This window comes from Arthrobacter sp. Soil764, assembly GCF_001428075.1.
In the GTDB taxonomy this organism is placed as follows: Bacteria; Actinomycetota; Actinomycetes; order Actinomycetales; family Micrococcaceae; genus Arthrobacter.
This window is the reverse complement of sequence record NZ_LMSI01000020.1, coordinates 466,289-491,907: the sequence shown is the minus strand read 5'-3', so window position 1 is coordinate 491,907 and position 25,619 is coordinate 466,289. Positions and strand designations below refer to the sequence as shown.

The following is a 25,619-nucleotide window of genomic DNA, read 5'->3' as shown; positions in this document are numbered from 1 at the left end:
GGGGCTGGCGGGGTGGGAAACTAACCCCATGGATATCGCATTGGGCCTGCTGGTGATTGTTGCCGTGGTGTGCGCCGGTGCCGCCGCGGGCCGCAGGTTCAATATCCCGGTTCCGCTGCTGCTGGTCCTGGCGGGGGTGGCGGGATCGTTCCTGCCGTTCATTCCGCCGGTGGAGCTGAACCCGGAGCTGGTGCTGGTGGGCCTGCTGCCGCCGCTGCTCTACGCGGCCGCGTTCCGCACCTCGCTGTTCGACTTCAAGACCAACCGCCGGTCCATCGGCCTGTTGTCCGTGGGCTACGTCATCTTCGGCACCCTGGGAGTCGGGCTGGTGGTGTGGTGGCTCTTCCCCGAAATCCCGCTGGCGGCCGCCATTGCCCTGGGTGCCGTGGTGGCGCCTCCGGACGCCGTGGCTGCTACGGCCATCGCGCGGAAGGTGGGAATGCCGCGCCGGATCGTGAACATCCTGGAAGGCGAATCACTGGTCAATGACGCCACGGCGCTGGTGTGCCTGCGCGCCGCGCTCGCGGCCATTGCCGGGTCCGTCTCGGTACTGGATGTGGCGGGCGGCTTTGTGGTGGCCGCCGGCGGGGGCCTCGTGGTGGGCCTCGCCGCCGCTTACCTCCTCACCGAAATCAGGAAACGGATCAGCAACGTTGCCATCAACACCTCAACGTCGCTGATGGCACCGTTCGTTGCATTCCTTCCCGCCGAGGCGATTCACGCGTCCGGCGTGCTCGCCGTCGTCGTCACCGGCCTGGTAATGGGCACCAAGGCGCCCTCCATGCCCAACGGTGCCGCGCGGCAAAGCGCCCGGAGCAACTGGGACACCGTCCAGTTCCTGCTGGAGAACGCCGTGTTCCTCCTGATCGGCCTCCAGGTGCGGAGCATCATTGACAGTGTCCAGGACGATTCGCTCGGCGCCGGCCGTGTGTGGCTTGGGTGCGCCGTGATCCTGCTGGCGGTGCTGGTGCTGCGCCCCGTCTGGGTCTTTCCGGCCACGTACCTGCCCCGCCTGATTCCGTCGGTGCAGCGGGCAGACCCTGCGCCGCCCTGGCAGTTTCCCGCGATTGTGTCCTGGGCGGGCATGCGCGGTGTGGTGACCCTAGCCGCCGTCCTGACACTGCCGGATGACCTGGAGCACCGCAACGTGCTGGTCCTGGCCGCCATGGTGGTGGTGGCCGGCACCCTGGTGCTGCAGGGATTCACGCTGCCGCCCCTGGTCCGGGCCCTGGGGCTGCCGGGGCCCGACAAGCGGGAGGACGCACTGAACCAGGCCTCATTGATGCAGCTGGCCACGACGGCGGGGATGGAGCGGCTGGAGCAGCTGCGGCGCGACAGCGACCCGCCGGAGGTCATGGACATGCTGCGCCGGCGCACCCAGGAGCGGGGACTTGCGGCCTGGGAACGCCTGGGCAGGTCCGCGGCAGAGGCGGCCACCCCCAGCCAGCGGTACGCGCAGCTGCGGATGGCCATGCTGGAGGCCGAACGGGACAAGGTGCTGGAGCTCCGGCGCGGCGGGGACTTTGCCCATGAAGTCCTCAGCGAGGTCCTGGAACGGCTCGATGTGGAGGAGTCCATGCTGGACGCTTCCCTCCACGAACTGGGCGCTGCCGCTGAAGGCGCCGGCGAAGGATTGTCCCAGCCCGGCGGCGTCTGCGACCACCTGACGGCCACCATGCCATCGCCGGCACCCGCCAACCCGTCCTGTGCCGCGTGCGAGCGGGAGGGAACCACGCCGGTGCACCTGCGCATGTGCCTGGGGTGCGGAAACGTCGCCTGCTGCGACTCCTCCGCCGGCCGGCACGCCAGCCGCCACTTCAAGGAGTCCGGCCACCCGGTGATGCGCAGCATCGAACCCGGCGAAGAGTGGCGCTGGTGCTATGTGGATGACCTGCTGGGCTGACGGCACAGAGTCGTTTACCCGCCGTCGCGTTGAGGAACCTTCCGGATCCTGATCGGCCCCTTGGCCGTGGCGGGATCAACCACCATCCCGCGTTGGGTGACATGGACCAGCCCCGCATCGACCAGGCGCCGCGCGGCATCACGTGCTGGATCCATGAGCCCGCGCCAGTCATCTCCGCCCACCGCCCTGGCGGCATCGGAAGGGCAGATGGTGGAGGTGGCCGCCCGGGATGCCAAAAGTTCCAGGATTTTCGCTTCCAGTTGCCGGTCAACCGTGGTCTCAGGGCCATTACCGCCGGGATCCGCCATGCCGGACGCCGCGGTCAGAAGGCCCGGCGCGGGATGGCCCGCTCGTACTGGGGAGGCCAGGAGATGTCATAGCCCAGGTCGAATGCCGCGCGGAGCCACCAGTGGGGGTCCCGCAGGGCCGCCCGGGCAATGAAGACGCCGTCCGCCTGCCCGGTGGCGATGGCATGTTCCGCCTGCCCCGGGGTGGTCACCAGGCCCACCGTTCCGGTGGCAATTCCTGCCTCCCCGCGGATAGCAGCAGAGAATCCGGTTTGATAGCCCAGGCCCGGCTTGATCTGCTGGTTGGCCACCGCCCCGCCGCTGGAGACATCCACCAGGTCCACGCCGTGCGCGGCGGCCTCCCGCGCCAGCCGGACAGACGCCGCCTGGTCCACGCCGCCCGGTGCCCAGTCGGTGGCCGAGATCCGGAGCAGCAGGGGCATGGAATCGGGAATCACGGCGCGGACCGCGTCAACCACGGCCAGCATGAGCCGGTTCCGTCCGGCTTCATCGCCGCCCCACTCATCGCTGCGCTGGTTGATCAACGGGCTCTGGAACTGGTGCAGGAGGTAGCCGTGCGCCCCGTGGATCTCCATGGTGTCAAAGCCGGCGTCCACCGCGCGGACGGCGGCTGCGGCGAAATCGGCAATGACACCGTGGATCTGTTCCCCGGTCATGGCGGCAGGCGCCGCATAGCCCTCGAAGGCCGTGGTGGACGGGCCCACGGTGTCCCAGCCGCCGTCGGACGCCGGAACACTGCCGTGCTTGCCTGAAAACGGCCAGTACGTGGACGCTTTGCGCCCGGCATGGGCCAGCTGCACGCCGATTTTCGTACCGGCAACACCGTGCCGGTGCACAAAGGAAATGATCCGCTGCCAGGCCGCCGCCTGGTCGTCGTTGTAGAGGCCGGCATCGCGGGGACTGATCCGGCCTGCGGCGTTCACTGCCGCCGCTTCGGTGAGGATCATCGCCGCGCCGCCCGTGGCAAACCCGCCCAGGTGCACCAGGTGCCAGTCGTTCGGTACTCCCGGAGCGTCGTCGGGATCGCAGCTGTACTGGCACATGGGCGAAACCCAGCCGCGGTGCTCCAACTCCATGGACCGCAGCGTCAGCGGCTGGAACAGGGCCGGCACTAGAACAGCACCCGGGCAAGCGCCTGCCGTGCCTTTGCCACCCGCTCATCACCGGCGCCCACCACGTCGAACAGCTCCAGCAGCCGCACCCGCGCGGTCTCCCGCTCCGGGCCGAAGTTCCTGCCGATGAACGCCACCAGCCGGTTCAGCGCATCCTCGACGTGCCCGCCGGCCACATCCAGGTCCGCCACGCCAAGCTGCGCTGCCAGGTTGTCCGGCTCAGCGGCGGCCTGCGCCCGCAGCGCCTCGCTGTCCTGGGCCGACAAGGACTGCAGCCGGTCCATCAGCTCCACCTGCGCCAGCCCGGCCTTGGCCTCGTGGTCCGACGGCATCTCCTTCAGCGCCTGGCGGTAGGCCTCGGCAGCGGCGGCGTAGTCGCCGGCCTCAATGGCGTCGAAGGCGGCCTGGTGCAGCGGCGGCAGTGGCGCAGGCTCCGGCTCTCCGCCCGCTCCGCCGTCAAGGCTCCCGGTAACCCCGTTGGCCGCAGCCACCTTGAGGAGTTCGTCAAAGAGGCTGCGCACCTGCTGTTCCTCGGCCCCGCCCTGGAACAGCGGCACCGGCTGCCCCTTGAGGACGGCGACGGCGGTGGGGACGGCCTGCACCTGGAAGGCCTGGGCAAGCTGCGGGAAGGCCTCGATGTCCGCGGCGCCAAGGACCAGCCGGCCGCCATAGCTGGCAACCACGCGCTCAAGGGTCTCAACCATCCTGCCGGACTCGGGCGAGTAGGGGGCCCACAGGGCAAACACCACCGGCACCTGGGCGGACCGTTCCACCAGCTGCTGGAAGTTGGCCTCCGTGACATTGACCGTGAGTTCGGTGCCGCCCGCGGGGGCCCCCGGCTGCGGGGCCTGCGGCGCTCCTGCGGCAGGGCCGGAGGGGGCGGCAGTACCGGAGGGTGATGCGGGGCGCTTCAGCGAGGAAAGGTCGACGGCGCCGCGCAGGTTAAGCGGGTTGGCAGCGGCAGGAGGGACTGGGCGGGAAGCTGGCGAACTCATGTTTCCCACTCTAGCCACTCCGGCCGCTGCCGGTGGTAATACAGCCAGGGGCCTACTTGAAGGAGGCGCCGACCAGGCCGCGGGTGGCGGCGACGAGCTTCATCGGGTCCGTGGATCCTGCGGGCGGGAGGTAGACCGCCATGGATTCGGCGAAGCTCAGGACCATGCCCGTGGTGGTCTCCTTGCCGCCGGCCAATGCTGCCGCGTCATCGCCGATGCTCAGCTTGTCACCGGCCGCCTTGGGGGTGCCTTCGAAGCCGAAGTTGATCCGGCCCAGGACCAGGGCGCCGCCGTCGGAGGTACGGAACACCACGGTGCTCTCCGGGACCACCTTGTGGGTGAAGGAGAAGTTGCCGTTCTCGCCTGCCTTGACCACCTCGGCCTGGTAGGACAGGGTGTCGGCGATGTACGGCGAGGACTGGCCTTCGACCAGCTTGTCCTTGAACGGCGAGTCCGCCGAGGTGAGCCTGTCAGCCAGGCCGGACATTGCTTCCTCGCCACTGTAGAGCAGCCCGGTCTTGTCCGATGCGGCGAGCGTCTCGGTACCGCCCCGGCTGATGTTCGGGAAGGTGGTGCCCGGCTGAAGGGGGGTGGTTTCCATCAGCTTGTAGTTTTCGCGCGGTGACTGCTGGACCAGGGTCAGGATCTGCGGAACCACGTTCCCTTCGCCCTGCGTCACGGCGAGCACCGAGCGGGGCCAGTCGCGGCCGCTGGTGACCACGGTGGTGAGCAGCTTGGTGGAGCGCACGGGCATCCGCGGCTCGTAGGAGCCCACCTGGGAGCGGATCTTGTAGTTCTGGGTGCGGATTTCCAGTTCGGGTCCCGCCACGCGGTCCGACAGCTTGGCCGCATCCTTGGCTGCATCGCCGGCGTCGGTGGCGCTGGAGACCTGTTCGAGGATCCGGCGGAACTGGGCGTCCAGCAGGACCGGCGATCCCGCTGCCTCCTTGGCGGCCGGCGATGCGGCACCCCCGGACGGCTGCGGGCTGGGAGTGGCGGCCTGGGCTGCGGTGCCGGATCCGGCCAGCAGCGCTGCAACCACACCGGCCGCCACCATGGTGGCCTTGGAAGAGGAGGACGACGACGGGGCCTGGCCCTGCGGCGCGGCGTTGCGTTCACGGGCACGGCGGGCGTAGCCGCTGTCGCCGCCTTCGCCGACCTTCCGGCGGGCCGAGAGCAGCGCCAGGACGATTCCGCCCAGGATCAGCAAGCTGCCCAGGACCATCAGCGGAACGGCCCAGGGGGTGGAGGTGTCGTTGGGGAAGGTCATGGAGACAGAAACGGGAGCGGGCTTGGTGCCGTCGGAGGCGAGCAGCAGGCTCCAGTCACCGTCGGCAGGCGGGGTCCAGGTGTAGTCGAGCTCGCCGCCGGCGTTCTCGGTGGAAACCCAGAGGTCTGAACCGGCCGGGTTGGGCGCGGTGCCTTCGCCGTCTGCGTGCTCAACCATGAGTGATTTTTCATCCTCGGAAACGCCCGTGATGGTGTTGTGGGCCGTCTTGCCCACCCAGGCGCTGACGTCATCAGGCCGTCCGGTGGCCAGCATGAAGTTTCCGTCGCCCTGGACGGTGATCTTGACCGGTCCTTCGTGCAGGGTGCGCAGCTTCTGGTCGATGACGGTCAGCGGCGCGGCGGCGGAATCGGCCGGCACGGATGCGGTGAACGTCTCGGATGGAGCCCAGATGGTTCTCTGGCCGATACCGGCCAAAAGTGTCAGGAGGCCGAGCAGCACAAGTGCGGCTGCAGTCTTTAAACGCAAGGGAAACACCTATCATCAGCGGGGGTTTGCCTCCAATAGTAACCTTTCTGTTACCACTGGGTCCTTTTAGCCGGGTCCGCCCCTTCCGTTGGCGGGCCCAAGGTGGTGGCTTCAGCTCGCGGTGACAAGCCTGCTGATAGTGTTTGCGATGATCATCACACCCGCCCGCAAACGCGGAGCCACGCACGGAACAGGCCCCAAAACCAGTGACTGACAAGACGGACCCGTCCTCGGCGGCAGCCGGAAAATCCGGGGATTCCAAGGGCCCTGTCCCTGCGCCGGTGCCTCCCCTCGGCATGGCAGCAGCCGCGCACCGCAGGGGTCACGCCACCGCCGCCCTTGGCCAGGTGGTCCGCAGGCTCCGCCAGCCCCTGCCGGGGGCACAGCCCAGGCTTCGCTTCGAAATGCCCCCCGAATACACCGGGCAGGTACCCGATGCGGACCAGGGCGGCGAGGACGAACCCCAGTTCGGCCACCCGGGTCCACGCATGTCCCCCCAGCATCCGCTGTACATGGGCTTCATGGGGACGGTGGGCGTGGGCCTGGCGCTGCTGGTCTACTGGATCGGGTCCCACACCACGCAATTGCTGCTGTGGATCGTCGCGGCGCTGTTCATCGCCCTGGGGCTTGAACCCGTGGTGGGCTGGCTGGAGAACCGCAGGATCCCCCGGCCCGCGGGGATCCTGGTCTCCGTGGCTGTCCTGATGGGCGCCGTCGTCGGATTCTTCGCCACGCTCATCCCCACCATTGTTGAACAGGTATCGGAGATCGTGCGGCAGGCGCCGGACTGGGTGCGCAGCTTCATGGACTCGGACTTCTTCCGCAGCCTCGATGACCAGTTCGGCGTGCGCGACCGCATCACCGAGGAACTGGACAAGTTCGTCAACGATCCCGCCGCCATGGGCGGTATTTTCGGCGGCGTGGTGGGATTCGGTTCCACTGTGGCCAACGGGCTGTTCGGCACCCTGATCGTCCTGGTGCTGAGCCTGTACTTCCTGGCAGCGCTGCCGGCCATGAAGAAGTGGGGCTACCGGCTGGCACCACGCTCCCGCCGGAACCGGGTGGCAGCCCTCTCGGAGGAAATCACCCGGTCGGTGGGGAACTACGTGATCGGCCAGGCCTGTGTGGCCCTCCTCAATGCGACGTTCGCCTTCGTGGTGATGTCCATTGTGGGCATTCCGTTTGCCCTGCTCCTGGCCTTCGTGGTGGTCCTGCTCGCCTTCATCCCGCTGGTTGGCGGCATGATCGCAGGCATCGTGGTGGTCCTCGTATCACTTACCGAGGGCTGGCAGGCGGCCGCCATCTACGCGGTCTGCTACTTCGCCTACCTGCAGTTCGAGGCCTACTTCATTTCGCCGCGCATCATGCAGAAGGCAGTTGCCGTGCCCGGTGCGGTGGCGGTGATCTCCGTCATTGCCGGCGGCAGCCTGCTGGGCGTGCTCGGTGCCCTGATCGCCATTCCCACCGCCGCCGCCGTGCTGCTGCTGCTCCGGGAGATCTACATCGTCCGGCAGGACCAGCACTAAGCTCCGGCAGTGGCCACCGGCCCGTCCCATTCCTGCGGCAGCGGGGCTGCGCCGGGGTCTGGGCTGACCAGCGCCACGATGTCGTTCAGGACCCGGCCCGCGTACTTCTCCCCCACCCACAGATGCTTGGCCCCGGCCACGCCCACCACGCGCGCCTGCGGCACCAGCCGGAACCGTTCGGCGGCCTCGGCAGGCTGGAGGAAGTCGTCATGCTCCGGCACCAGGACGGTCAGGGGCTTGCCCGATTCCGCCCACAGCTGCAGGTGCTTGTCCGTGGCCCGGTGCAGCGGCGGCGACAACAGCACCGCGCCCTCGATCTCCCCGGCCACCGGCTCCAGGGCGCCGTACATCAGCGCCAGTTCGGTCCCGAATGACCAGCCCACCAGCCAGCGGTTGGGAAGTCCCCGATCAACGGCGAACCGCACGGCTGCCTCGACGTCATGCCGCTCCCCGATCCCTTCCTCGAACGCGCCGCTGCTTGTGCCGCGGTCGGAGGCGGTACCCCGCGTATTGAAGCGCAGCACCGCAAATCCCGCCAGCGCCGGCAACCGGTAGGAGGCCTTGCGGTAGACGTGGGAATCCATGAAGCCGCCGTGCGTCGGCAGCGGATGGAGGGTGATCAGCGTGGCCTTGACCGGACCCGATTCGGGCAGCGCCAGTTCGCCCACCAGCCTGTGGCCGTCCCCGGTCTGCAGTTCGATGTTCTCGCGCCGGGCAGGCAGGACAGTGGAGGCACGGATGGGGACAGGGCCCCCGGACTGGGTGAATTGGTACGACGCCGGATCAAAAGTCATGCCTGCCAGCTTAGCGACAGCGAGGACATGGCTGCGTCACGCAACCGTGGCGGCGGGCGCCTGCAGCGGCGGGGGTGGTCAGCGGTACCGGTAGCTGCGCGTCATCCAGCAGTTGGTGTGCCAGTGCCGCCGCTCCGCCAGGCCCGCCGCCGCACCAAAGAGGTGGTCATCCTTCCACACCACCAGATGTGCAATGCCGGGCGGCACGGCAGTGGAGCACTCCGGGCAGATGTAGGTCTTCTCTGCGTTCCTGGCGGTCATGGTCCGGACCATCCACTCCCCGTCAGGGGCGCTTTCCCGGCGGGCAATCCCAGCCCGGGCGCGTTCCAGGTCCAGCTCGGGAACGTCGCCGCTCCTTTTCCCTCCTGCGCCCCTGCCGGGTGCGGAACCCTTGCCGGAAACGGGACGGCGGGGACGGTTGGAACGGGGCATGTATCCATTCTGCCCCAGCCCGCCCACTCACCCGTCCCGCTCCCTGCCACCCCTTCAGATGCACCCGGCCTCCCGCCGTCGGGCATAACCTGCCGGAGCCCACGCGGTAGTCTGTACGGCGTGCGACTTGTCATAGCCCATTGCTCCGTTGATTATGTTGGCCGGCTCAAAGCCCACCTCCCCCTCGCCACCCGGCTCCTGCTGGTTAAGGCGGACGGCTCCGTGCTGGTCCATTCCGACGGCGGTTCCTACAAGCCGCTGAACTGGATGAGCCCGCCTGCCATACTGCGGGTATCGTCCCCGGACGACGTGGACCTGGAACTTGGCGTGGTGGAGCAGTGGACCGTGCAGTCGGCCAAGACCGATGACCGGCTCATCATCAACATCCACGAAAAGATCACTGAGTCCTCCCATGACCTGGGCGTGGACCCCGGGCTAATCAAGGACGGGGTGGAAGCGGACCTGCAGCGGCTGCTCGCGGAACAGATCGAGACGCTCGGCCAGGGCTACTCGCTCATCAGGCGCGAGTACTTCACCGCCATTGGCCCCGTTGACATCCTGGCCCGCGACGCCGACGGGGCCACGGTGGCCATCGAACTCAAGCGCCGGGGCGACATCGACGGGGTGGAGCAGCTGACCCGCTACCTCGAGCTGCTCAACCGCGATCCCCTGCTGGCACCGGTCCGCGGAATCTTCGCGGCCCAGCAGATCAAGCCGCAGGCCAAGGTGCTGGCCAACGACCGCGGAATCGACTGCGTGACCCTGGATTACGACGCCATGCGCGGCGTTGACGACAGCGAATCCCGCCTCTTCTAGTTTTCCCTTTCCTGCTTAGCCATTTAAATTGCCGGCGCTGGCTGCCTGCTTCTGCGACATCAGTTTTTTACCCAAAATTTGTCCTTTTTGTCCTCCGGGCCGTTGACCTGCGGGAACGGGCATGAAATTCTTATCTCAGTCTTTGTGTAGGTGTTTTTCATGCTCGCAAGACATGTTGCGAGCGCGAAGCTCCTGCAGCGCCGGACCTCCCTTTGGGACAAGGCAATCAGGATTCTTCTCGCGGAGTGACCAAGGTCGGCACGAGGTGTGCCGGTCTTAAAAAGTTCCACAATGAGGAGAAATAAATGGCACAGGGAACCGTCAAGTGGTTCAACGCTGAAAAGGGCTTCGGCTTCATCACCCCGGATGACTCCGATGGCGATGTCTTCGTTCACTACTCCGAAATCCAGACCGGCGGCTTCAAGACCCTCGACGAGAACCAGCGCGTTCAGTTCGAAATCGGCCAGGGTGCCAAGGGCCCCCAGGCCACTGGCGTAACGCTGGTCTAGTACCCGCCCGGCCGCACCGCGGCTGTCAGCGAAACAAATGGTCCCCGGCAGAATGCCGGGGACCATTTGTTTATGCCGTAATTGTTGCCACGGGAATACTGCTTTTCCCGTATATCGACTTGACCATTACCAGGCCGTTCCCTGTTGTTGCAGCGTCAGGTCACCAGTTTGCGGACCAGCCGCGCCCCCTGCGCCAGGGAAAGTCCGGGCAGGTACGCACGGGTCAGCGCCCTGCCGATGGCCGGCAGATGCAGCGGGTCCTGGTAATACAGGTAGAGGGCGCGGTACTCCGGCTTGAACCGGGACTTGAAGGCCGCCAGGGAGCGGAAACCGTAGACCGGCTCAAGCGCGTGGCCCACAAGGTCCAGGATCCTGACCAGGTTCTGCGCGCCCTCATCGGCTGCCTCCTGCCCTGCGTCACCGGCTCCACCGATTCCTTCGGTGCCTGTGCCCTCTGCGCGTGTTCCCCGTTCCGGCGGGCCATCAGGCCGGCTGGCCAGCGGCGACCCCGACAGGGAGATGACGTCCACCGATCCCCGCAGTTCCAGCACGGCGGAGGCAATCAGGAATTCCATCACCCCTGGAAATCCCTCACTCCCGCGGCGCATGACGTCCAGCGTCCTGCTCACCAGCCGCCCGCCGTCGTACACCGGCAGCCAACTGGTCACGCCGTGGACGGTACCGCTGCCGTCCACGGCGAGGCAGCACAGGACTTCCTCGTCGTCAAGCTCGTCCACTCCCCCCAGCGTGAAGCCCATCTCCGGAACGGACTTGCCGGCCGCCCATTCCTCGGACACTTCGTTCAGCCGTGACCGGAGCGTTGCGGGCAGCGAATGGTGGGAACCCCAGACCGCATGCACCCCCAGCTTCGAGGCACGGTTGAGGGCGGTCCTGACGTTCTGCCATTCCTTGCCCTTGAACTCCAGCTCGTTCAGCGCCAGCCGGGTCTCCTGCGCGACGGCCACGCGGGAAAAGCCGCGTTCCCTCAGCATGGGCCACATGGAGTCGTCACAGGAATACAGCGCCGGTATCAGGGCGTGGCTGCGGCAGTAGTCCAGGAAGTCTTCGGTCACCCGCTGCTCCCCCTTCCGGTCACCGAACGCGCCGCCCAGGGTCAGGGCCACGGTCCCGTGCTGCTGGAAAGCCATGCCGCCTGCCCCGTCCGGGCTGAACCAGTACGTGTTGGGCTCCCAGAGGGCCATCCAGGACAAGGGGCCGCCGCCTTGGTGGAGCAGCTCACGGGCACGGCTGCGGTCCTGCCGCCCGAAGTGGAGGCCGTGATGCCGGCCCACCAGCACCCATAACACCGCCAGCAGGGCGACGAGCCAGAACACCGGCCCCGAGTAGGCGAACAGCAGGGCTTCGGCACTGTCGCGTTCGGGGAAGACCCGGCGGAACTGCTGCGGAATCGGCACCGGGACGTACTGCCGGGCCAGCTCGGCGAAAAGACCCAGCAGCCCGCCGTCACGGGACAGCCCGCCGGACCAGAACCAGGCCACAGTATAGGAACCGGCCAGGACAAGCCAGGTTCCACAGACAACAACCCCGAGCGTGCGCCGGGCCCCGGGACGCGTCTGCACGCGGAACTGCCGCCGGTTCAGCCACAGGACCACCGCCAGCAGCAGCGGGACACCCACGAGCGGCAGCACATGGGCGAAGGCGGAGGACATTGGGGTTGCGTGGGTACCCTGCAGGCGTGAGGGAACAAGGGCGAACAGGGCAAGGTAGACCGCCGCGAGGGCGGTGACAGCCAGCTGGATGGCCAGCGCAATGTTCAGGGCCAGCCGGCGCCCCCGGCGCATGCCGTCCGCGCAGATCAGCAGCAGGATGACCGGCACCACGGCCAGCGCCAGGCCGAAGGGCCCGGCAAATCCTGCCCTTCCCGTTTCCAGGCAGGTCGCGTCAACGGTGGCGCCGCAGTTGAAAATCAGTTGATTCAGCGTGGGCATCGGGCTCAGCACCACATCCCGCAACAGGGCCAGCGGGCCGGTTGGGGCGCGGGTGATTCCCGTCAGGATGGGCCCCACCGCAAACACGGCAACGGTGAGGGCCAGGAGGTTCCTGGTTTCCCGTCCCGTGGACCGGTGACGGTGAAGCCGCCCCTGGTCCCCCTGGATCCACCAGCCTGCGAGAAGGCCCAGCAGGGCGCCGATGAGGCCAATGACGGTTTCGGCGTGCCCCACATAGAGGACCAGCAGGAGGGACGTGGTCAGCACCACGGTGCGGAGACGTCGCTGCCACAGCACTGTGATCCGGGCACTGGCCGCCAGGCCGGCGGTGAGCACCGGGGCGTACGGGCCGATGAGCCTGTCATCCACCATCGCGTCCAGCCAGCCGTCGCCCACGTACCCGGCCAGCTGGGTCACCAGGAGGAACACCGTGACGGCCGCGAACTGCCCGCCAAAGAACAGTCCGACGGCGGCCCTCCGGCCTAGCCTGCGCTCCGCCAGGCCCAGCAGCAGCACGATCATCAGCGACGCCGCAAGGTACGCGAGGGGGTTGGTGGCGAAGAAAAGGCTGGTGAACAGCGTCCACCACTGCCCGCTGCGCAGGCCGGGGCCGCTGGCGGATGCCAGTCCCAGGAGCTGTTCCGGCGGCCCGTCGAGGAAGCTTCCGGTCAGCGCCGCGGCGGCAAGGAAGGTAACAAGCACGCCCAGGGTGAAGGGCATGGACTTCAGCGCCAGCAGCGCCTGCCGGACTGCAGGGCGTCCGACGGCGGCCCACATCAGGACGGCGGTACGGTCGGGGTTCCTGGTGCTCACCACTCCAGCCCCCACTGGGTGCCAAGGAACTGCAGGGCATCCGCGAACCGCTTGGACGAGGTGTCCCAGGAGTGGCCGGTGTGCTCCACCTCGTGCGCCTGCACGGTGAAGCCAGCAGCCTCTGCCGCATTGGCCAGCGTGTGGAGGTTCGCCACGAACTCGGGGTCGTTCAGGCCTGCCGTGAGGTACATGCCGCTGGACTCAAACCGTTGGTGTTTCATGATCTCCAGTGGAGTCTGCCTGGTGAATTCATCAGGGTTGCCCGGAAAGGCTGCGTCGATGGTCTTCTGCCGTTCCTTGGCGATGGCGGGCTCGGCCTCACTGGAAAAGGCGAGCACGTCGGCGTAAATGTCCGGATGCCTGGTCCCCATCTGCACGGCGCAGGTGCCGCCAAAGGAAAACCCGCCTATGGCCCAGTGGCTGTGGTTGGTATCCACGGCGAGGGTGGAACCGATCCACTGCGGCACATCCCGGGCGAGGTAGGTGTCCGCGTTGGCAATGCGGCTGTCCATGCACATGGTGTTGGCAGACTGGGAGCCGTTGGGATCCGGGATGACCACCACCGGGGACACCCCGCCGTGTGCAGCGGCAAAGGAATCCATATGGCCCCGGATGGCTCCGCCGGTAAGCCAATCCGCGGGCCCTCCCGGCTGGCCGGCCACCAGGACCAGTACCGGCAGTGCAGGGCGGTTCGCGGCAAAATAGGCCGGGGGAAGGTAGATGTAGGCGTCACGGGTGTTCATTCCGGACAAGGTCCCGGGGATTGTGGACTTCCGCAGGACTCCCCCGGCCGGCAACTCCCCCTCCGGCTTCCAGCCTTGGAGCGGTACGCCGTCGGACTGGCCCGGCAGGCGCATGAGCTTCTGTTCGAGGACCGGGATGCGGGCCTGGGCCGTGCCGAGCAAATCGCTGACTGTCCTGTTCAGCCCAAAATACGCGTTGATTTGCACCGCCGAGAGCAGCACCACCAGCAATGCGGCGAGGATCCCTCCCCCGCGTGCGCCCCAGCTTGTCCGCGGCAGCCGGAACAGGCCCAGGACGATAGCCGCCACGCCGGGCACCAGCCACAGCAGCACGGGGTCCGGCAGGTCCTCGGGAAAGGTGGTGAAAACATTGATCAGCGCCCAGTGGACGGTCCCAACCAGGGCAAAGGCAGCTGCCGCTGCGGCCAGGATGCGGGACGACCATGCCCTGGCCCGGTGCCCCGGCGTCATGGAGGCGCGCCAGGGCGGCACCAGGAGCCAGGCTGCGCCGCCCGCTCCCAATACCAGGACGGTTCCATACAAGGGACCGTCCGTGAGCCGGATGTCTGAAAGCCAATCCACGTCGGCTAGCGCCAGGTCCCCACGCCTATCACCGGACCTGCTTCCAGCCAGGATGAAAGACCCGTGTAGGCGTCGAACCTCATGGCAAGGTGCAGGTCCTGCCCCTCATAGCGCAGTTCAACGATCACCACGTCCGGCTGGACCTTGACGGCCTCAGCCTCCGTAGGTTTCCGCCGGCCCAGCAGCTCCAGGGAACTGCGCTTGAACGTGTACTTGGGGCGGACGCTCAGGGAGATGAGCCTGAACCATTCCAGGTCATTGTCCTGATAACGACAAACCCCCATTTGCCAGCTGTTTCCAGCCAAGCGAATGGAGGCGTCCACCGTGCCGAGGGCACGCCGCAGGTTGAAGCGGCGCACCCCCGAAAGGCACAGTGCAATAATCAGCAATCCGAAGGCGATTGCCAGTGCGATGAACGGAATACCAGGAGCGTCCATCAAGGTCGTGCTAGCGGATCCCAGCGGTAGCCGAGCCGCCCATCTGGGCATTGTCGGCAACGATCACCACGCGGTTGTTGTCAACGGAGAAGAACCCGCCGTCCACATCCACCGCAATACGGTCCCCGGACACCGGCTGGATGGCCAGTTCACCCTCGGCCAGGATCGCCAGCAGGGGCGAGTGGCCGGGCAGGATTCCGATTTCACCATCGCTGGTGCGGGCCTTGACCATCTTGGCCGCTCCGGACCACACGAAGTGGTCCGCTGCGACAATCTCAACCTCAAGCTCAGCCATATTACTTGGTCTGTTCCTGGATCTTGGCCCACTGGCGCTCAACGTCATCGAGGCCGCCGACGTTGAAGAACGCCTGCTCCGCGATGTGGTCCAGCTCGCCGTCGCAGATGGCTGCGAAGCCCTCAACGGTGTCCTTGATGGAAACCGTGGAGCCCTCGACGCCCGTGAACTGCTTGGCGGTGTAGGTGTTCTGCGAGAGGAACTGCTGGATGCGGCGTGCACGCGACACGACGATCTTGTCTTCTTCAGAAAGTTCATCGACACCGAGGATGGCGATGATGTCCTGGAGTTCCTTGTTCTTCTGCAGGATCTGCTTCACACGGACTGCCGTGTTGTAGTGGTCCTGTCCGATGTACTGGGGGTCCAGGATGCGGGAGGTGGACGTCAGCGGGTCAACGGCCGGGTACAGACCACGGGAGGCGATTTCACGGGAAAGTTCCGTGGTCGCGTCGAGGTGTGCGAAGGTCGTGGCCGGAGCCGGGTCGGTGTAGTCATCTGCGGGGACGTAGATGGCCTGCATCGAGGTGATGGAGTGGCCCTTGGTGGAGGTGATGCGCTCCTGCAGGAGGCCCATCTCATCCGCCAGGTTGGGCTGGTAGCCCACGGCCGAAGGCATGCGGCCCAGCAGGGTCGAGACCTCGGAACCAGCCTGGGTAAAGCGGAAGATGTTGTCGATGAAGAGCAGCACGTCCTGGTTCTGCACATCGCGGAAGTACTCCGCCATGGTCAGTGCGGACAGGGCCACGCGCAGACGCGTTCCCGGCGGCTCGTCCATCTGGCCGAAGACAAGGGCCGTGTCCTTGAGGACGCCCGCCTCTTCCATTTCAACCCAAAGGTCATTACCTTCACGCGTGCGCTCACCCACACCGGCGAAGACGGAGGTACCACCGAAGTTGCGTGCAACACGGGTGATCATTTCCTGGATCAGAACGGTCTTGCCCACGCCGGCACCGCCGAACAGGCCGATCTTTCCACCCTTGATGTACGGGGTGAGGAGGTCGATGACCTTGATGCCGGTTTCCAGCATCTCGGTGGAGCCTTCGAGTGAAGCGAAGCTCGGTGCCTTGCGGTGGATGGGCCAGCGTTCGCTGATCTCCAGTTCCGACTCGGCAACGTCCAGGGGCTGGCCCAGAACGTTGAAGATGTGGCCCTTGACGCCGTCGCCAACCGGGACGGAAATCGGGGCACCGGTGTCCACCACGTTGGTGCCGCGGACCAGGCCGTCGGTCGCCTGCAGCGAGATCGCGCGAATGAGGTTGTCGCCGAGGTGCAGCGCAACTTCGAAGGTGATGGTCTTGGTTTCACCGTTGAGAGTGATCTCGGTGGTGAGGGCGTTGTAGATTGACGGGATTGCGTCAGCCGGGAATTCGACGTCGACAACCGGGCCGATTACGCGCGCAATACGGCCGGTTGCACCGGACGTTGCGGCTACGTGTTCGGTAGCAGTGGCAGTCATCTCTCTCACTTCATTCAGTAGATGGCGTGGGGTTAAGTCTATCTGTGGTGGTGCTGGTTACGCGGAACCGAGACGGTGGAGGCTACGACGCGAGGGCGTCGGCACCGGCAACAATCTCGGAGAGTTCCTGCGTGATTTCGGCCTGGCGGGCCGTGTTGCGCAGACGCGTGTACTTCTTGATCAGGTCCGTCGCGTTGTCGCCTGCGGACTTCATCGCCCGCTGGCGGGCGGCGAGCTCGGAAGCTGCTGCCTGCAGCATGGCTGCGAAGATACGGGATTCGATGTAGCGCGGGAGCAGGGCGTCAAGAACACGCTCCGTTTCCGGCTCGAACTCGTAAAGCGGCAGGAGATCCGATTCGGACGCGGCCTGCTCTTCGACAACTTCAAGCGGGAGCAGGCGGATGACCGTCGGCTCCTGGGTGACCATGGACTTGAAGCGGGTGTAGACAACGTGGATTTCATCCACGCCGCCGTCTTCGAAGTCGGTGGCAAATTCGGCAAGCAGCGCTTCGCCGATTTCCCGGGCGGTTGCGAACTCTGGTGCGTCGGTTCCTCCGGTCCAGACCCGCGCGTACTGCCGGTTCCGGAAATCGAAGTAGGCCTGGGCCTTACGGCCCACGACGTAGGTTTTGACTTCCTTGCCTTCGGCGTGGAGCAGCTCGTTGAGACCTTCCGCCTGCTTGAGGACGCTGGCGGAATAGGAACCTGCCAAACCGCGGTCCGAGGTAATTACCAGGACGGCGGCGCGGCGGATCTGCTCCGGCTCAGTGGTCAGCGGGTGGTCGATTTCGCTTTGGCTGGCGACAGCAGAAACGGCGCGCGTAATCGCGTTCGCGTAAGGCAGTGAAGCTGCTACGCGCGCACGGGCCTTCCCGATGCGCGAGGTAGCGATCAGTTCCATCGCCTTGAAGATCTTGCGCATCGACGTGGTCGAGCTGATCTTCTGGCGGTAGACCCGGATCTGGGCTCCCATACTTATCCTTTCCTAACATTCCGTAGCCTGGTGTGCCGGACCGTTTGGCCCGGCACACCAGGCGGTGCGGAACTAGCGCTTCTGCTTGACGATCTTTTCCTGGTCGACTTCGCCCTCGGAGATGGCGTCATGCTCCTCGTGGCCGGCGCCTACCAGGTGGTTGTCACCCTCGCCGAAGAAGCCCTTCTTGAAGTCCACGATCGAGGACTTCAAGGCAGCCACGGTGTCATCGTCCAGCACGTTGGTCTGGGCCAGCGTGGTCAGGATCGAGGACTTGTGGCGCAGGTGCTCCAGGAACTCGGACTCAAAGCGGCTGATGTCCTCCACCGGAACGTCGTCCAGGTAGCCGTTGGTGCCGGCCCAGATGGACACAACCTGGTCCTCGACCGGGAACGGCGAGTACTGGCCCTGCTTGAGCAGTTCCATCAGGCGGGCGCCGCGGGTCAGCTGCTGGCGGGATGCTGCGTCCAGGTCGGATGCGAACATCGCGAACGCCTGCATGTCGCGGTACTGGGCCAGGTCCAGCTTCAATGTTCCGGAGACCTTCTTCATGGACTTCACCTGGGCGGCACCGCCAACGCGGGACACCGAGACACCCACGTCAACAGCGGGACGCTGGTTGGCGTTGAAGAGATCGGACTGCAGGAAGATCTGGCCGTCCGTGATGGAGATGACGTTGGTCGGGATGTAGGCGGACACGTCGTTCGCCTTGGTCTCGATCAGCGGCAGGCCCGTCATGGAGCCGGCACCGAGCTCGTCGGAGAGCTTGGCACAACGCTCCAGGAGGCGGGAGTGCAGGTAGAAGACGTCGCCCGGGTAGGCTTCGCGTCCCGGCGGGCGGCGCAGCAGCAGCGACACGGCGCGGTAGGCTTCGGCCTGCTTGGACAGGTCATCGAACACGATGAGGACGTGCTTGCCGCCGTACATCCAGTGCTGGCCGATGGCCGAGCCTGCGTACGGAGCCAGGTACTTGAAACCTGCGGGGTCGGAGGCGGGGGAAGCCACGATGGTGGTGTACTCCAACGCGCCGTTGTCCTCGAGGGTCTGGCGGATGGCGGCAATGGTGGACGCCTTCTGCCCGATGGCAACGTAGATGCAGCGGACCTGCTTGGTTACATCGCCCGAAGCCCAGTTGGCCTTCTGGTTGATGATGGTGTCGATCGCGATGGCGGACTTACCGGTCTGGCGGTCACCAATGATGAGCTGGCGCTGGCCGCGGCCGATCGGGATCATGGCGTCGATCGCCTTGAGGCCGGTCTGCATCGGCTCGTGCACCGACTTGCGCTGGGTCACGCCGGGAGCCTGGAGCTCCAGTGCGCGGGTGGTCTCGGCCTTGATCTCGCCGAGGTCGTCGATGGGCATGCCCAGCGGGTCAACGACGCGGCCCAGGAAGGCGTCGCCCACGGGGACGGACAGAACCTGTCCGGTGCGGTGCACTTCCTGGCCTTCTTCGATGCCGGTGAAGTCACCGAGGACGATGACGCCGATTTCGCGGACGTCGAGGTTCTGGGCGAGGCCCAGGGTGCCGTCCTCAAAACGCAGCAGCTCGTTCGCCATGACCGAGGGAAGGCCCTCAACACGGGCGATGCCGTCACCAGCGGTAGTTACGCGGCCGACCTCTACGCGCTCTGCGTTTCCGGGTTCGTAGGACGCCGCGAACTCGTTCAGCGCATTACGGACGTCGTCGGCGTTGATGGTCAATTCGGCCATCTGCAGTCCCTGCTCTCCTGTTTGTGGTCACCGCAATCGGTGACCGGGGTTTCTATCAGTTTGTTGTGCTTGTCCGGCTAGCCGGCCAGCTGGCGCTGCAGTTCGCCCAGCTTGGTGAGGACCGAAGCGTCAAGCACTTCGTCACCGACCTGGACGCGAATGCCGCCAATGAGTGCCGGGTCAACATTGACGTTGACCTTCAGTTCCCGTCCGTACAGGGCATTCAGGCCGGCCTGCAGGCGGGCGAGCTGCGTCTGGGTCAAAGGACGGGTCACGCTGACCGTTGCAATCCAGCGCTGCTGCCGCTTGGCTGCCAGCTCGGCAAACCGCTCAACAAGCCGGGTGGGCTTGATGCCACGGGGCTGGGTCACAGCCTGCGCAATGAGGACTTTGGCTTCCTCACTGGCAGCGGGCACAAGCTTCTCGGCAAGCGCAACCTGGGCTGCACTGCTGGCCTGTGGTTCGGACAGAGCACGTTGTACCTCATGGCTGGAGGCAACAGCCTGGTTGAAGGAGAACAGATCGTTCTCCAGCTCTTCCAGGCCAGTGATTCCGGAGGCAGAAACGGCCGACTTGTTTTCAGCAACGGAAATGACCACCGTTGCGGCAAGAGTCTCGAGTGCATCGCCGATATCACGGGCGTTTGCCCAGCGTGAGCTGGCCAGTCCGCCTGCGATGTCTGCAGCATCAGCGGAGACTTTCCCGCCAACCAGCTGCTTGACCAGCGCCGACTTTTCGTCACCGTTGCGGGACGGGTCAGTCAGGGCGCGGCGCAAGCCAGCCGAGCTGTCCACCATTCCCAGAATTCCGAAGAGTTCCTTTGCCAGCTGCAGCGACGCCGTCGGAAGCTTTGCTTCCAACTCCGCCAGCGCTGTTGCCAGCGATTCGCTCGATACGCCTGCCATTACTTAGCTGCACCTGCGTTCTGGGACTCCAGATCTGCCAGGAAACGGTCCACGACCCGTGCTGCGCGCTCATCGTCGTTGAGCGATTCGCCCACGATGCGGCCGGCAAGGGTGGTGGCCAGGGTGCCCACCTCAGAGCGCAGCGACACAACGGCCGCCTGGCGCTCGGATTCGATCTGTGCGTGGGCCTGCGCTGTGATGCGGGCAGACTCGGCTGCAGCCTTCTCCTTGAGATCCGCAAGGATCTGTGCACCTTCGGCGCGGGCTTCCTCACGGATGCGGTTGGCTTCGGTGCGGGCGTCGGTCAGCTGCTGCTTGTACTCTTCGAGTGCAGCAGACGCCTCAGCCTGTGCCTTTTCAGCCTTGGCGATGCCGCCTTCGATGGCCTCGGCACGCTCCGCGAAGGTCTTCTCGAACATCGGGACAACAAACTTGACCACGATGAACAAGAGGATGAGGAAGCCCACGAGGACAACGCCCATTTCCCAGAGGTTGGGCATGAGGGGGTTGACTTCGCCCTCAGTGGCGGCTGAGATGATCAGCTGATTCATATTTCACCCGTCCTTTTCTACTCGGTTCTGAAAGTTCGCTTCGCTCTAGGACTAGAGAACGAAGGCGAAGACCAGGCCGAGGATGGCAAGGGCTTCGGTCAGCGCAAGGCCAAGGAACGCGATCGGCTGCAGGACACGCTGTGCTTCCGGCTGGCGTGCAACGCCGTTGATGTAGGCAGCGAATACGAGGCCAACACCGATACCACCGCCGATTGCGGACAGACCGTAACCTACGAGGTTGAGATTGCCTTCCATTTTTCTTCCTTTCAAGATGCCACCCATGTGGCAGGTTGTTTGGGTTGCTTCATCCCCGCGAGGGGAAGTCTGTGGTTGCCCCGAAGCTGCGCTTCGCCGGCGGGTGCCTAGTGGCTGTCGGCGTGCAGGGCGCCTTCGATGTAGATCGCGGTCAGCAGCGTAAAGACGTAGGCCTGCAGGACCATGATCAGGGCTTCAAGCATGTACATGGCGATGGCACCGGCGAGGACCAGGACCGAGGTGCCCTTCAGCAGGACGTTCTCCTGCATCACCAGGTATTCAATGCCGGATCCGGCAATCATCACGATCAGGTGGCCGGCAAGCATGGTGGCGAACAGACGGAGGCTGTGCGTCACAGGCCGGACGAGGAAGTTGGAGATGATCTCGATGGGGATCACGATCGGCAGGATGAACCACGGGACGCCCGAGGGGACGGTGGCCAGCTTGAAGTAGCGCAGGCCGTTCTTCTTGACGCCGATGGCGATCCAGGTGAAGTACACCAGGCCGGCCAGCACATACGCTCCACCCACGTGCGAGAACGTGGGGAGCTGGATCAGCGGGATAGCACCGTAGATGTTGTTGACCAGGATGAAGAAGAACAGGCTGAACAGGAGGGGAACATACTTGATGAAGTCCCTGCCGCCGATGATGTCCTTGGCAATTCCGTTGCGGACGAAGCCGTAGGCGGCCTCGCCGGCGAACTGGAGCTTGCCGGGTACCAGCTGCTGCTTGCGTGCAGCCAGCACGAAGAAGGTAGCGATAATTGCGACAGAGAGGAGGACCAGCAGCATCTGCTTGGAGAATCCTTCTGCGGCACCCCACGGCAGGATTGCCGGCAAATGCATTTCGTTAATACCAGGAGGAGTAAACTCTCCTGAATCTTGGGCCGGGAGCGCAAGCGCGATCAACGCGTTTCCTCTCTGCAGTGTCCATCATTGGGCGTTGGGCGGGGTCCGGCAGCATGAGCGCCTGCTGTTCCCCCTGTGAAATTATTTGGCACTATCTTTTCCGTCCTGGGACGGTGCGCTGGGAGCATGGCGCTCATCAGCATTTTTGCGGGAACTGGTGAGGCCGTGCATGTGGGAAAGGTAGAAACCTCCGACGGCTCCGAGCAGAGCGCCTGCGAGCACAATCCAGCGCGTTCCCCACAGATAATCCAGTCCCCACCCTATCAAACTCCAGACGATGATTCCGCCAACGATGTAGCTGAACACAGCTATTCCAGCGTTGTAGCCGCCGTCGGAGTTATCGCCCGCGACTCCGGGCGCGGATGCCCCGCGTGTGGTTGCGGAGCGGCCTGCCTGCGCATGTTTCCGTACGTTGCGCATAGGGTTATTCCTTCCCCTCTGGATCGTTATAGATCTGGAGGCGCGCCCTGCTGAAGCCGTGGATCTCCGCGGCCTGCCACAGGACCACCGCAACAACGGCGCCAATGACGAACCAGCGTCCGTGGAGCCACTCCGGGGCGCCGATGACGAACAGGACGATCGCGAAGCCAACCACCTTGATGAAGTACGTGGCCACGAACATCCCGATCGCGCCGGACGGATTCCCGCGTCCCACGAAGTGGCCGACCAGCAGGCTGATCCCGAAGAACAGCATGACCAGCAGGCCCCCGAGCAAACTGGAAGCCGCGCCGGCTGCTCCATTGAGGAGTCCGGCAGGAATGGCACACAGCGCAAGTCCGGCTGCAGCAGCAATTGAACTGCGCTTAAGCAGGTTCAGCCACAGCGAAGGGGTGGGACCGGAGGCGCCAACGGGTCCGTTGCCGGACGCAGGTCCGGACTCGGCGTTGGAGGTCATTCGATCCCAATCGTCGGCACCACATGGCAGCTGGCCAGGAGGCAGGGGGTGGAGTGGCAGCTTGGGCTGCCCCTAAATTCTACACGAGATAGAACAACCTTAAGTCACCGGCAGCCGCGTTACTTTGGACCGGCGCCGGTAGCGGCGGATCAGGTCCGGGCTGGCCAGGTACAGGGCAAGCACCAGCACGCTCGCGGCGACGCACAGTGCCACAACACCCAGTTGGGCGGTGGCGGCCACAAAACCAAGGACAATCACGGCAAGGGTGCTCACGGTCACGGCAGCCGCCGACTGCAGGTGCGAGAAGCCGACGTCGGTAAGCCGCTGGTAGACGTGCTCGCGGTGGGATGCATACCAGCGCTCCCCCGCCTTGATCCGGCGCAGCAAGGTATATCCGGTATCTGCGGCATAGACCAGGATCGGCGAGAGGACGTACTCCACGTAGACCCCGCTGAGGAAGCCCGCCACTGCCAGGGCGGCAATTGACGCTCCCAGCAGGTAACTGCCGACGTCACCCAGGAACACCGAACCCCGGCCCAGGTTCCACGGCAGGAAGCCGAGGAAGGACATCGCGAGCACGGCTCCGCCTGCGGTCAGCCAGGGTTGTGCAGAAAGCATTCCTGCTACCGCGTAGGCGCCCCCGGCGGTGACCCCGTGAAGTCCCGAGATGCCGTTGACGCCGTCCATGAAATTGGCGATGTTGACGTAGGCGGCAATCGCCAGGGCCCCGAGGGGCAGCCACCAGAACGATTGCCCGGTGAGGATGATCAGCACCGCGGACCCCGCGGCGCCGATTCCGAGCTGGGCCGCGGCGCGGCCCCGGATGGAAAGGCCGCGCAGGTCTTCAATCCAGCCGATGGCGGAGCACGCGACAATGACGGCGAGCACGACGGCAGACACCGAGCGGTCCACCGTGACGACGCCGAGCAACAGGGCTGCCACGTAACCAATGACCGTTGCTGCGGCCGTGGCGACGCCCATTCCGCGTATGGTCACCTTGACGTGGGATGAACGTGCGGAAGGAACATCCACCACGCCCATCCGGACCAGCAGGGGCTTTACGGCAAAGGGAAGCAGCAGGCTTGCCAGCAGGGTAACCGCGGCTACCAGGGCCAGGGGCATCATGACGCCACCCGGATCTCACCTGAGTCATCGGCCTCGTCGTCGGGGATGTCGGAGATGTGCAGGCCCTGTTCTGCCTCGCAGCGCGCCAGCCAGACGTTGAGGTCCAGCTTGTCCGGATCCTGCTCGGTGGCCCTGGTGTGTGAAATTTTCGGATGCAGCGGTCGCCGGTCCAGCTCACCGTTGCCCACCAGTTCCTCATGCAGCTTCTCCCCCGGCCGCAGGCCGGTGTAGATGATCTCCACGTCCTTTCCCGACATGGCAATCATCCGCTGGGCAACATCCAGGATCCGGACCGGTTCCCCCATGTCCAGGATCAGCACATCTCCGCCGGCACCAATGGCGCCGGCCTGGATTACCAGCTGGCAGGCCTCGGGGATGGTCATGAAGAACCGGGTGACGTCGGGATCCGTGACCGTGACGGGACCGCCAACGCGAATCTGTTCGGTGAAGAGCGGCAGCATGGAACCCCGGCTCCCCATCACGTTGCCGAAACGGACGGAGACGTACTTGCCGGCGGTCTGGCCTGCCATCCACGCGGTGAGTTTCTCGGCAACCCGTTTGGAGTGGCCCAGGGCCGTGGTGGGATTGGCGGCTTTGTCGGTGGAGATGTTTACGAAATGGGTGACGCCGGCGTGCTGGGCGGCACGCAGGACGTTCAACGTGCCGCAGACGTTGGTCTTCCAGGCTTCCACGGGGTACTGCTGGAGCAGCGGCGCGTGCTTGAGCGCAGCGGCGTGGAAGACCACCTGGGGGCGGCGGTCCTCGAAGATCTCCTGCAGGGCTTCGCCGTCACGGATATTCGCCAGCACAGTGTCCCTGTCCGCCAGCAGCCCCCGGCCGGTGATGGAGATCTGGGTCTGCTGCAGCCCGGTCTCGTCATGGTCCAGCATGATCAGTTCCGCGGGATGGAATTGCACGATCTGGCGGCAGAGCTCCGATCCGATGGAGCCTCCTGCACCAGTGACCAACACCCGTTTGCCCTTGATGTACCCGGCAATCTCATCGACCTCGATGTCCACGGGCCGCCGGCCGATCAGGTCCTCCACTGCCACGTCGCGGAAGTCGGAGAAACCGGCGGGTGCGCCGGTGCCCAGCATGTCCCGCAGCGGGGGCAGGACCAATACGCGGACATTCAGGCCGGCCACGGCGTCCGAGATGCGGCGGACAACGCTGGCCTCCACATTGGCGAAAGCCAGGACCAGTACCTTCGCCCTGGTGCGGCGGATGATGGCGGGCAGGTCATCGCCCCGGCCCTGGACCTGGACCCCGGAAAGCCGCAGGTGCTTTTTGGTGGGGTCGTCGTCTACGAGGCCTACCGGGAAATAAGGCGAATCCGGGTCCTGCAGCATCCGGGTCACCAGGGAGTTGCCCAGGAAGCCGGCGCCGTAGACCAGGGTGTTTTGTGCCCCGTCCCCGGGCCGGGTCCTGCCCTCTACGTAGAGCCGTTTGGCGTAGCGTGCCGCGCACATGAAGAGGCAGGCGAAGGGGAAGGCGATCAAGCCCACGCTGCGGCCGATGTTGATCTCCGCGTAGATCACCAGCAGGCTGGCCGTTATAGTGGCGGCCACGATGACGGTGACGAAGACGAGGGCCCTGGCCTCCTGGAAGCTGCCGAAGGGGTACCTGCCCCGGTACAGGGCAAGGGAGTAGCCGGCCAGCATCTGGGCCACCACGGCGATGGCGGCGATGAGGGCGGCACCGGCGAATTGTTCCACCCGGATGCCCATCTCATAGCGCAGCAGCAGCGCCAGGCCGATCGCCACCACCCACGACATCGAGTCGAGGAAGAGCTGGATCCAGATCCAGAGGGCGGGCTTCTCGTCCCGTACGGCGGCAGGTGACCGCGTTTCTGATGTTGTACTCAACGAAGA

General features: G+C 65.6%; 25 protein-coding genes. 4 read left to right on the top strand and 21 right to left on the bottom strand.

Annotation, left to right across the window (positions count from 1 at the left end):
* Positions 1-28 precede the first annotated feature (28 nt).
* On the top strand, positions 29-1,903 hold the full coding sequence (locus ASG86_RS13625) for a Na+/H+ antiporter (protein WP_056335128.1): 1,875 nt from the start codon (positions 29-31) through the stop codon (positions 1,901-1,903).
* A 14-nt stretch (positions 1,904-1,917) separates the two neighbouring features.
* On the opposite strand, the gene ASG86_RS13620 is transcribed toward ASG86_RS13625, so the two are convergent.
* From ASG86_RS13620 to ASG86_RS13605, 4 genes are read right to left on the bottom strand one after another with little or no spacing between them, the layout of a single operon-like run.
* A complete protein-coding gene (locus tag ASG86_RS13620; protein ID WP_056335125.1) occupies positions 1,918-2,211 on the bottom strand; it encodes a DUF3253 domain-containing protein in 294 nt (97 codons plus the stop codon).
* 14 nt (positions 2,212-2,225) lie between these two features.
* Positions 2,226-3,323 carry an NADH:flavin oxidoreductase/NADH oxidase gene (locus ASG86_RS13615; protein ID WP_056335123.1) on the bottom strand — a complete coding sequence of 366 codons (1,098 nt, stop codon included), beginning with the start codon at positions 3,321-3,323 and terminating at the stop codon, positions 2,226-2,228.
* Complete coding sequence (locus tag ASG86_RS13610) at positions 3,323-4,318, bottom strand: tetratricopeptide repeat protein (RefSeq protein ID WP_056335547.1); 996 nt, start codon at positions 4,316-4,318, stop codon at positions 3,323-3,325. Before ASG86_RS13610 ends, ASG86_RS13615 begins: the two co-directional genes overlap by 1 nt.
* 52 nt (positions 4,319-4,370) lie before the next feature.
* On the bottom strand, positions 4,371-6,047 hold the full coding sequence (locus ASG86_RS13605; protein WP_056335120.1) for a hypothetical protein: 1,677 nt from the start codon (positions 6,045-6,047) through the stop codon (positions 4,371-4,373).
* Between the two features lie 233 nt (positions 6,048-6,280).
* On the opposite strand from ASG86_RS13605, the gene ASG86_RS13600 reads away from it, so the two are divergent.
* Positions 6,281-7,600, top strand: a complete 1,320-nt coding sequence (locus ASG86_RS13600) for an AI-2E family transporter (protein WP_056335118.1) — start codon at positions 6,281-6,283, stop codon at positions 7,598-7,600.
* On the opposite strand, the gene ASG86_RS13595 is transcribed toward ASG86_RS13600, so the two are convergent.
* Both ASG86_RS13595 and ASG86_RS13590 read right to left on the bottom strand, forming a co-directional pair.
* Entirely contained in the window at positions 7,597-8,394 is a 798-nt protein-coding gene (locus ASG86_RS13595) for an alpha/beta hydrolase (RefSeq protein WP_056335113.1), read from the bottom strand. The genes ASG86_RS13600 and ASG86_RS13595 overlap by 4 nt on opposite strands.
* 78 nt (positions 8,395-8,472) lie before the next feature.
* A complete protein-coding gene (locus ASG86_RS13590) occupies positions 8,473-8,826 on the bottom strand; it encodes a hypothetical protein (RefSeq protein WP_056335111.1) in 354 nt (117 codons plus the stop codon).
* 120 nt (positions 8,827-8,946) lie between these two features.
* Between ASG86_RS13590 and nucS the strand changes: the two genes are divergently transcribed.
* Both nucS and ASG86_RS13580 read left to right on the top strand, forming a co-directional pair.
* On the top strand, positions 8,947-9,642 hold the full coding sequence (gene nucS, locus ASG86_RS13585) for an endonuclease NucS (RefSeq protein ID WP_056335108.1): 696 nt from the start codon (positions 8,947-8,949) through the stop codon (positions 9,640-9,642).
* A 305-nt stretch (positions 9,643-9,947) separates the two neighbouring features.
* Entirely contained in the window at positions 9,948-10,151 is a 204-nt protein-coding gene (locus ASG86_RS13580) for a cold-shock protein (protein ID WP_011692441.1), read from the top strand.
* A 155-nt stretch (positions 10,152-10,306) separates the two neighbouring features.
* Here the strand turns inward: ASG86_RS13580 and ASG86_RS13575 are convergent, their stop codons facing one another.
* The 15 genes from ASG86_RS13575 to ASG86_RS13505 all read right to left on the bottom strand — a co-directional run bounded on the left by ASG86_RS13575 (position 10,307) and on the right by ASG86_RS13505 (position 25,613).
* Entirely contained in the window at positions 10,307-12,877 is a 2,571-nt protein-coding gene (locus ASG86_RS13575) for a phosphatidylglycerol lysyltransferase domain-containing protein (RefSeq protein WP_056335544.1), read from the bottom strand.
* 32 nt (positions 12,878-12,909) lie between these two features.
* Complete coding sequence (locus ASG86_RS13570) at positions 12,910-14,238, bottom strand: alpha/beta hydrolase (RefSeq protein ID WP_056335105.1); 1,329 nt, start codon at positions 14,236-14,238, stop codon at positions 12,910-12,912.
* A 5-nt stretch (positions 14,239-14,243) separates the two neighbouring features.
* Positions 14,244-14,675, bottom strand: a complete 432-nt coding sequence (locus ASG86_RS13565) for a DUF2550 domain-containing protein (RefSeq protein ID WP_056335102.1) — start codon at positions 14,673-14,675, stop codon at positions 14,244-14,246.
* A 10-nt stretch (positions 14,676-14,685) separates the two neighbouring features.
* The gene (locus ASG86_RS13560; RefSeq protein ID WP_056335099.1) at positions 14,686-14,970 is read right to left on the bottom strand and encodes a F0F1 ATP synthase subunit epsilon; all 285 of its coding nucleotides are present in this window, start codon (positions 14,968-14,970) and stop codon (positions 14,686-14,688) included.
* A 1-nt stretch (position 14,971) separates the two neighbouring features.
* Positions 14,972-16,426: a F0F1 ATP synthase subunit beta gene (gene atpD, locus ASG86_RS13555; protein WP_056335096.1), complete on the bottom strand. Its 1,455-nt coding sequence runs from the start codon at positions 16,424-16,426 to the stop codon at positions 14,972-14,974.
* Positions 16,427-16,508: 82 nt separating this feature from the next.
* Positions 16,509-17,399: a F0F1 ATP synthase subunit gamma gene (locus ASG86_RS13550; RefSeq protein WP_056335093.1), complete on the bottom strand. Its 891-nt coding sequence runs from the start codon at positions 17,397-17,399 to the stop codon at positions 16,509-16,511.
* Between the two features lie 72 nt (positions 17,400-17,471).
* On the bottom strand, positions 17,472-19,109 hold the full coding sequence (gene atpA / locus ASG86_RS13545; RefSeq protein WP_056335091.1) for a F0F1 ATP synthase subunit alpha: 1,638 nt from the start codon (positions 19,107-19,109) through the stop codon (positions 17,472-17,474).
* 77 nt (positions 19,110-19,186) lie between these two features.
* Positions 19,187-20,014 (bottom strand): F0F1 ATP synthase subunit delta, encoded by an 828-nt coding sequence (locus ASG86_RS13540; protein ID WP_056335089.1) that lies wholly within the window; start codon positions 20,012-20,014, stop codon positions 19,187-19,189.
* On the bottom strand, positions 20,014-20,565 hold the full coding sequence (locus ASG86_RS13535) for a F0F1 ATP synthase subunit B (protein ID WP_056335084.1): 552 nt from the start codon (positions 20,563-20,565) through the stop codon (positions 20,014-20,016). Before ASG86_RS13535 ends, ASG86_RS13540 begins: the two co-directional genes overlap by 1 nt.
* 51 nt (positions 20,566-20,616) lie before the next feature.
* The gene (gene atpE, locus ASG86_RS13530; protein WP_009356484.1) at positions 20,617-20,820 is read right to left on the bottom strand and encodes an ATP synthase F0 subunit C; all 204 of its coding nucleotides are present in this window, start codon (positions 20,818-20,820) and stop codon (positions 20,617-20,619) included.
* 107 nt (positions 20,821-20,927) lie between these two features.
* Positions 20,928-21,728 carry a F0F1 ATP synthase subunit A gene (gene atpB / locus ASG86_RS13525; RefSeq protein ID WP_056335080.1) on the bottom strand — a complete coding sequence of 267 codons (801 nt, stop codon included), beginning with the start codon at positions 21,726-21,728 and terminating at the stop codon, positions 20,928-20,930.
* Positions 21,729-21,809: 81 nt separating this feature from the next.
* The gene (locus ASG86_RS13520) at positions 21,810-22,148 is read right to left on the bottom strand and encodes an AtpZ/AtpI family protein (RefSeq protein WP_056335076.1); all 339 of its coding nucleotides are present in this window, start codon (positions 22,146-22,148) and stop codon (positions 21,810-21,812) included.
* Positions 22,149-22,152: 4 nt separating this feature from the next.
* Positions 22,153-22,623 (bottom strand): hypothetical protein, encoded by a 471-nt coding sequence (locus tag ASG86_RS13515; RefSeq protein ID WP_056335072.1) that lies wholly within the window; start codon positions 22,621-22,623, stop codon positions 22,153-22,155.
* A gap of 99 nt (positions 22,624-22,722) precedes the next feature.
* A complete protein-coding gene (locus tag ASG86_RS13510; RefSeq protein WP_082566787.1) occupies positions 22,723-23,748 on the bottom strand; it encodes an MraY family glycosyltransferase in 1,026 nt (341 codons plus the stop codon).
* The gene (locus ASG86_RS13505; RefSeq protein WP_056335069.1) at positions 23,745-25,613 is read right to left on the bottom strand and encodes a polysaccharide biosynthesis protein; all 1,869 of its coding nucleotides are present in this window, start codon (positions 25,611-25,613) and stop codon (positions 23,745-23,747) included. The genes ASG86_RS13510 and ASG86_RS13505 overlap by 4 nt, the downstream gene beginning before the upstream one ends.
* Positions 25,614-25,619 lie beyond the last annotated feature (6 nt).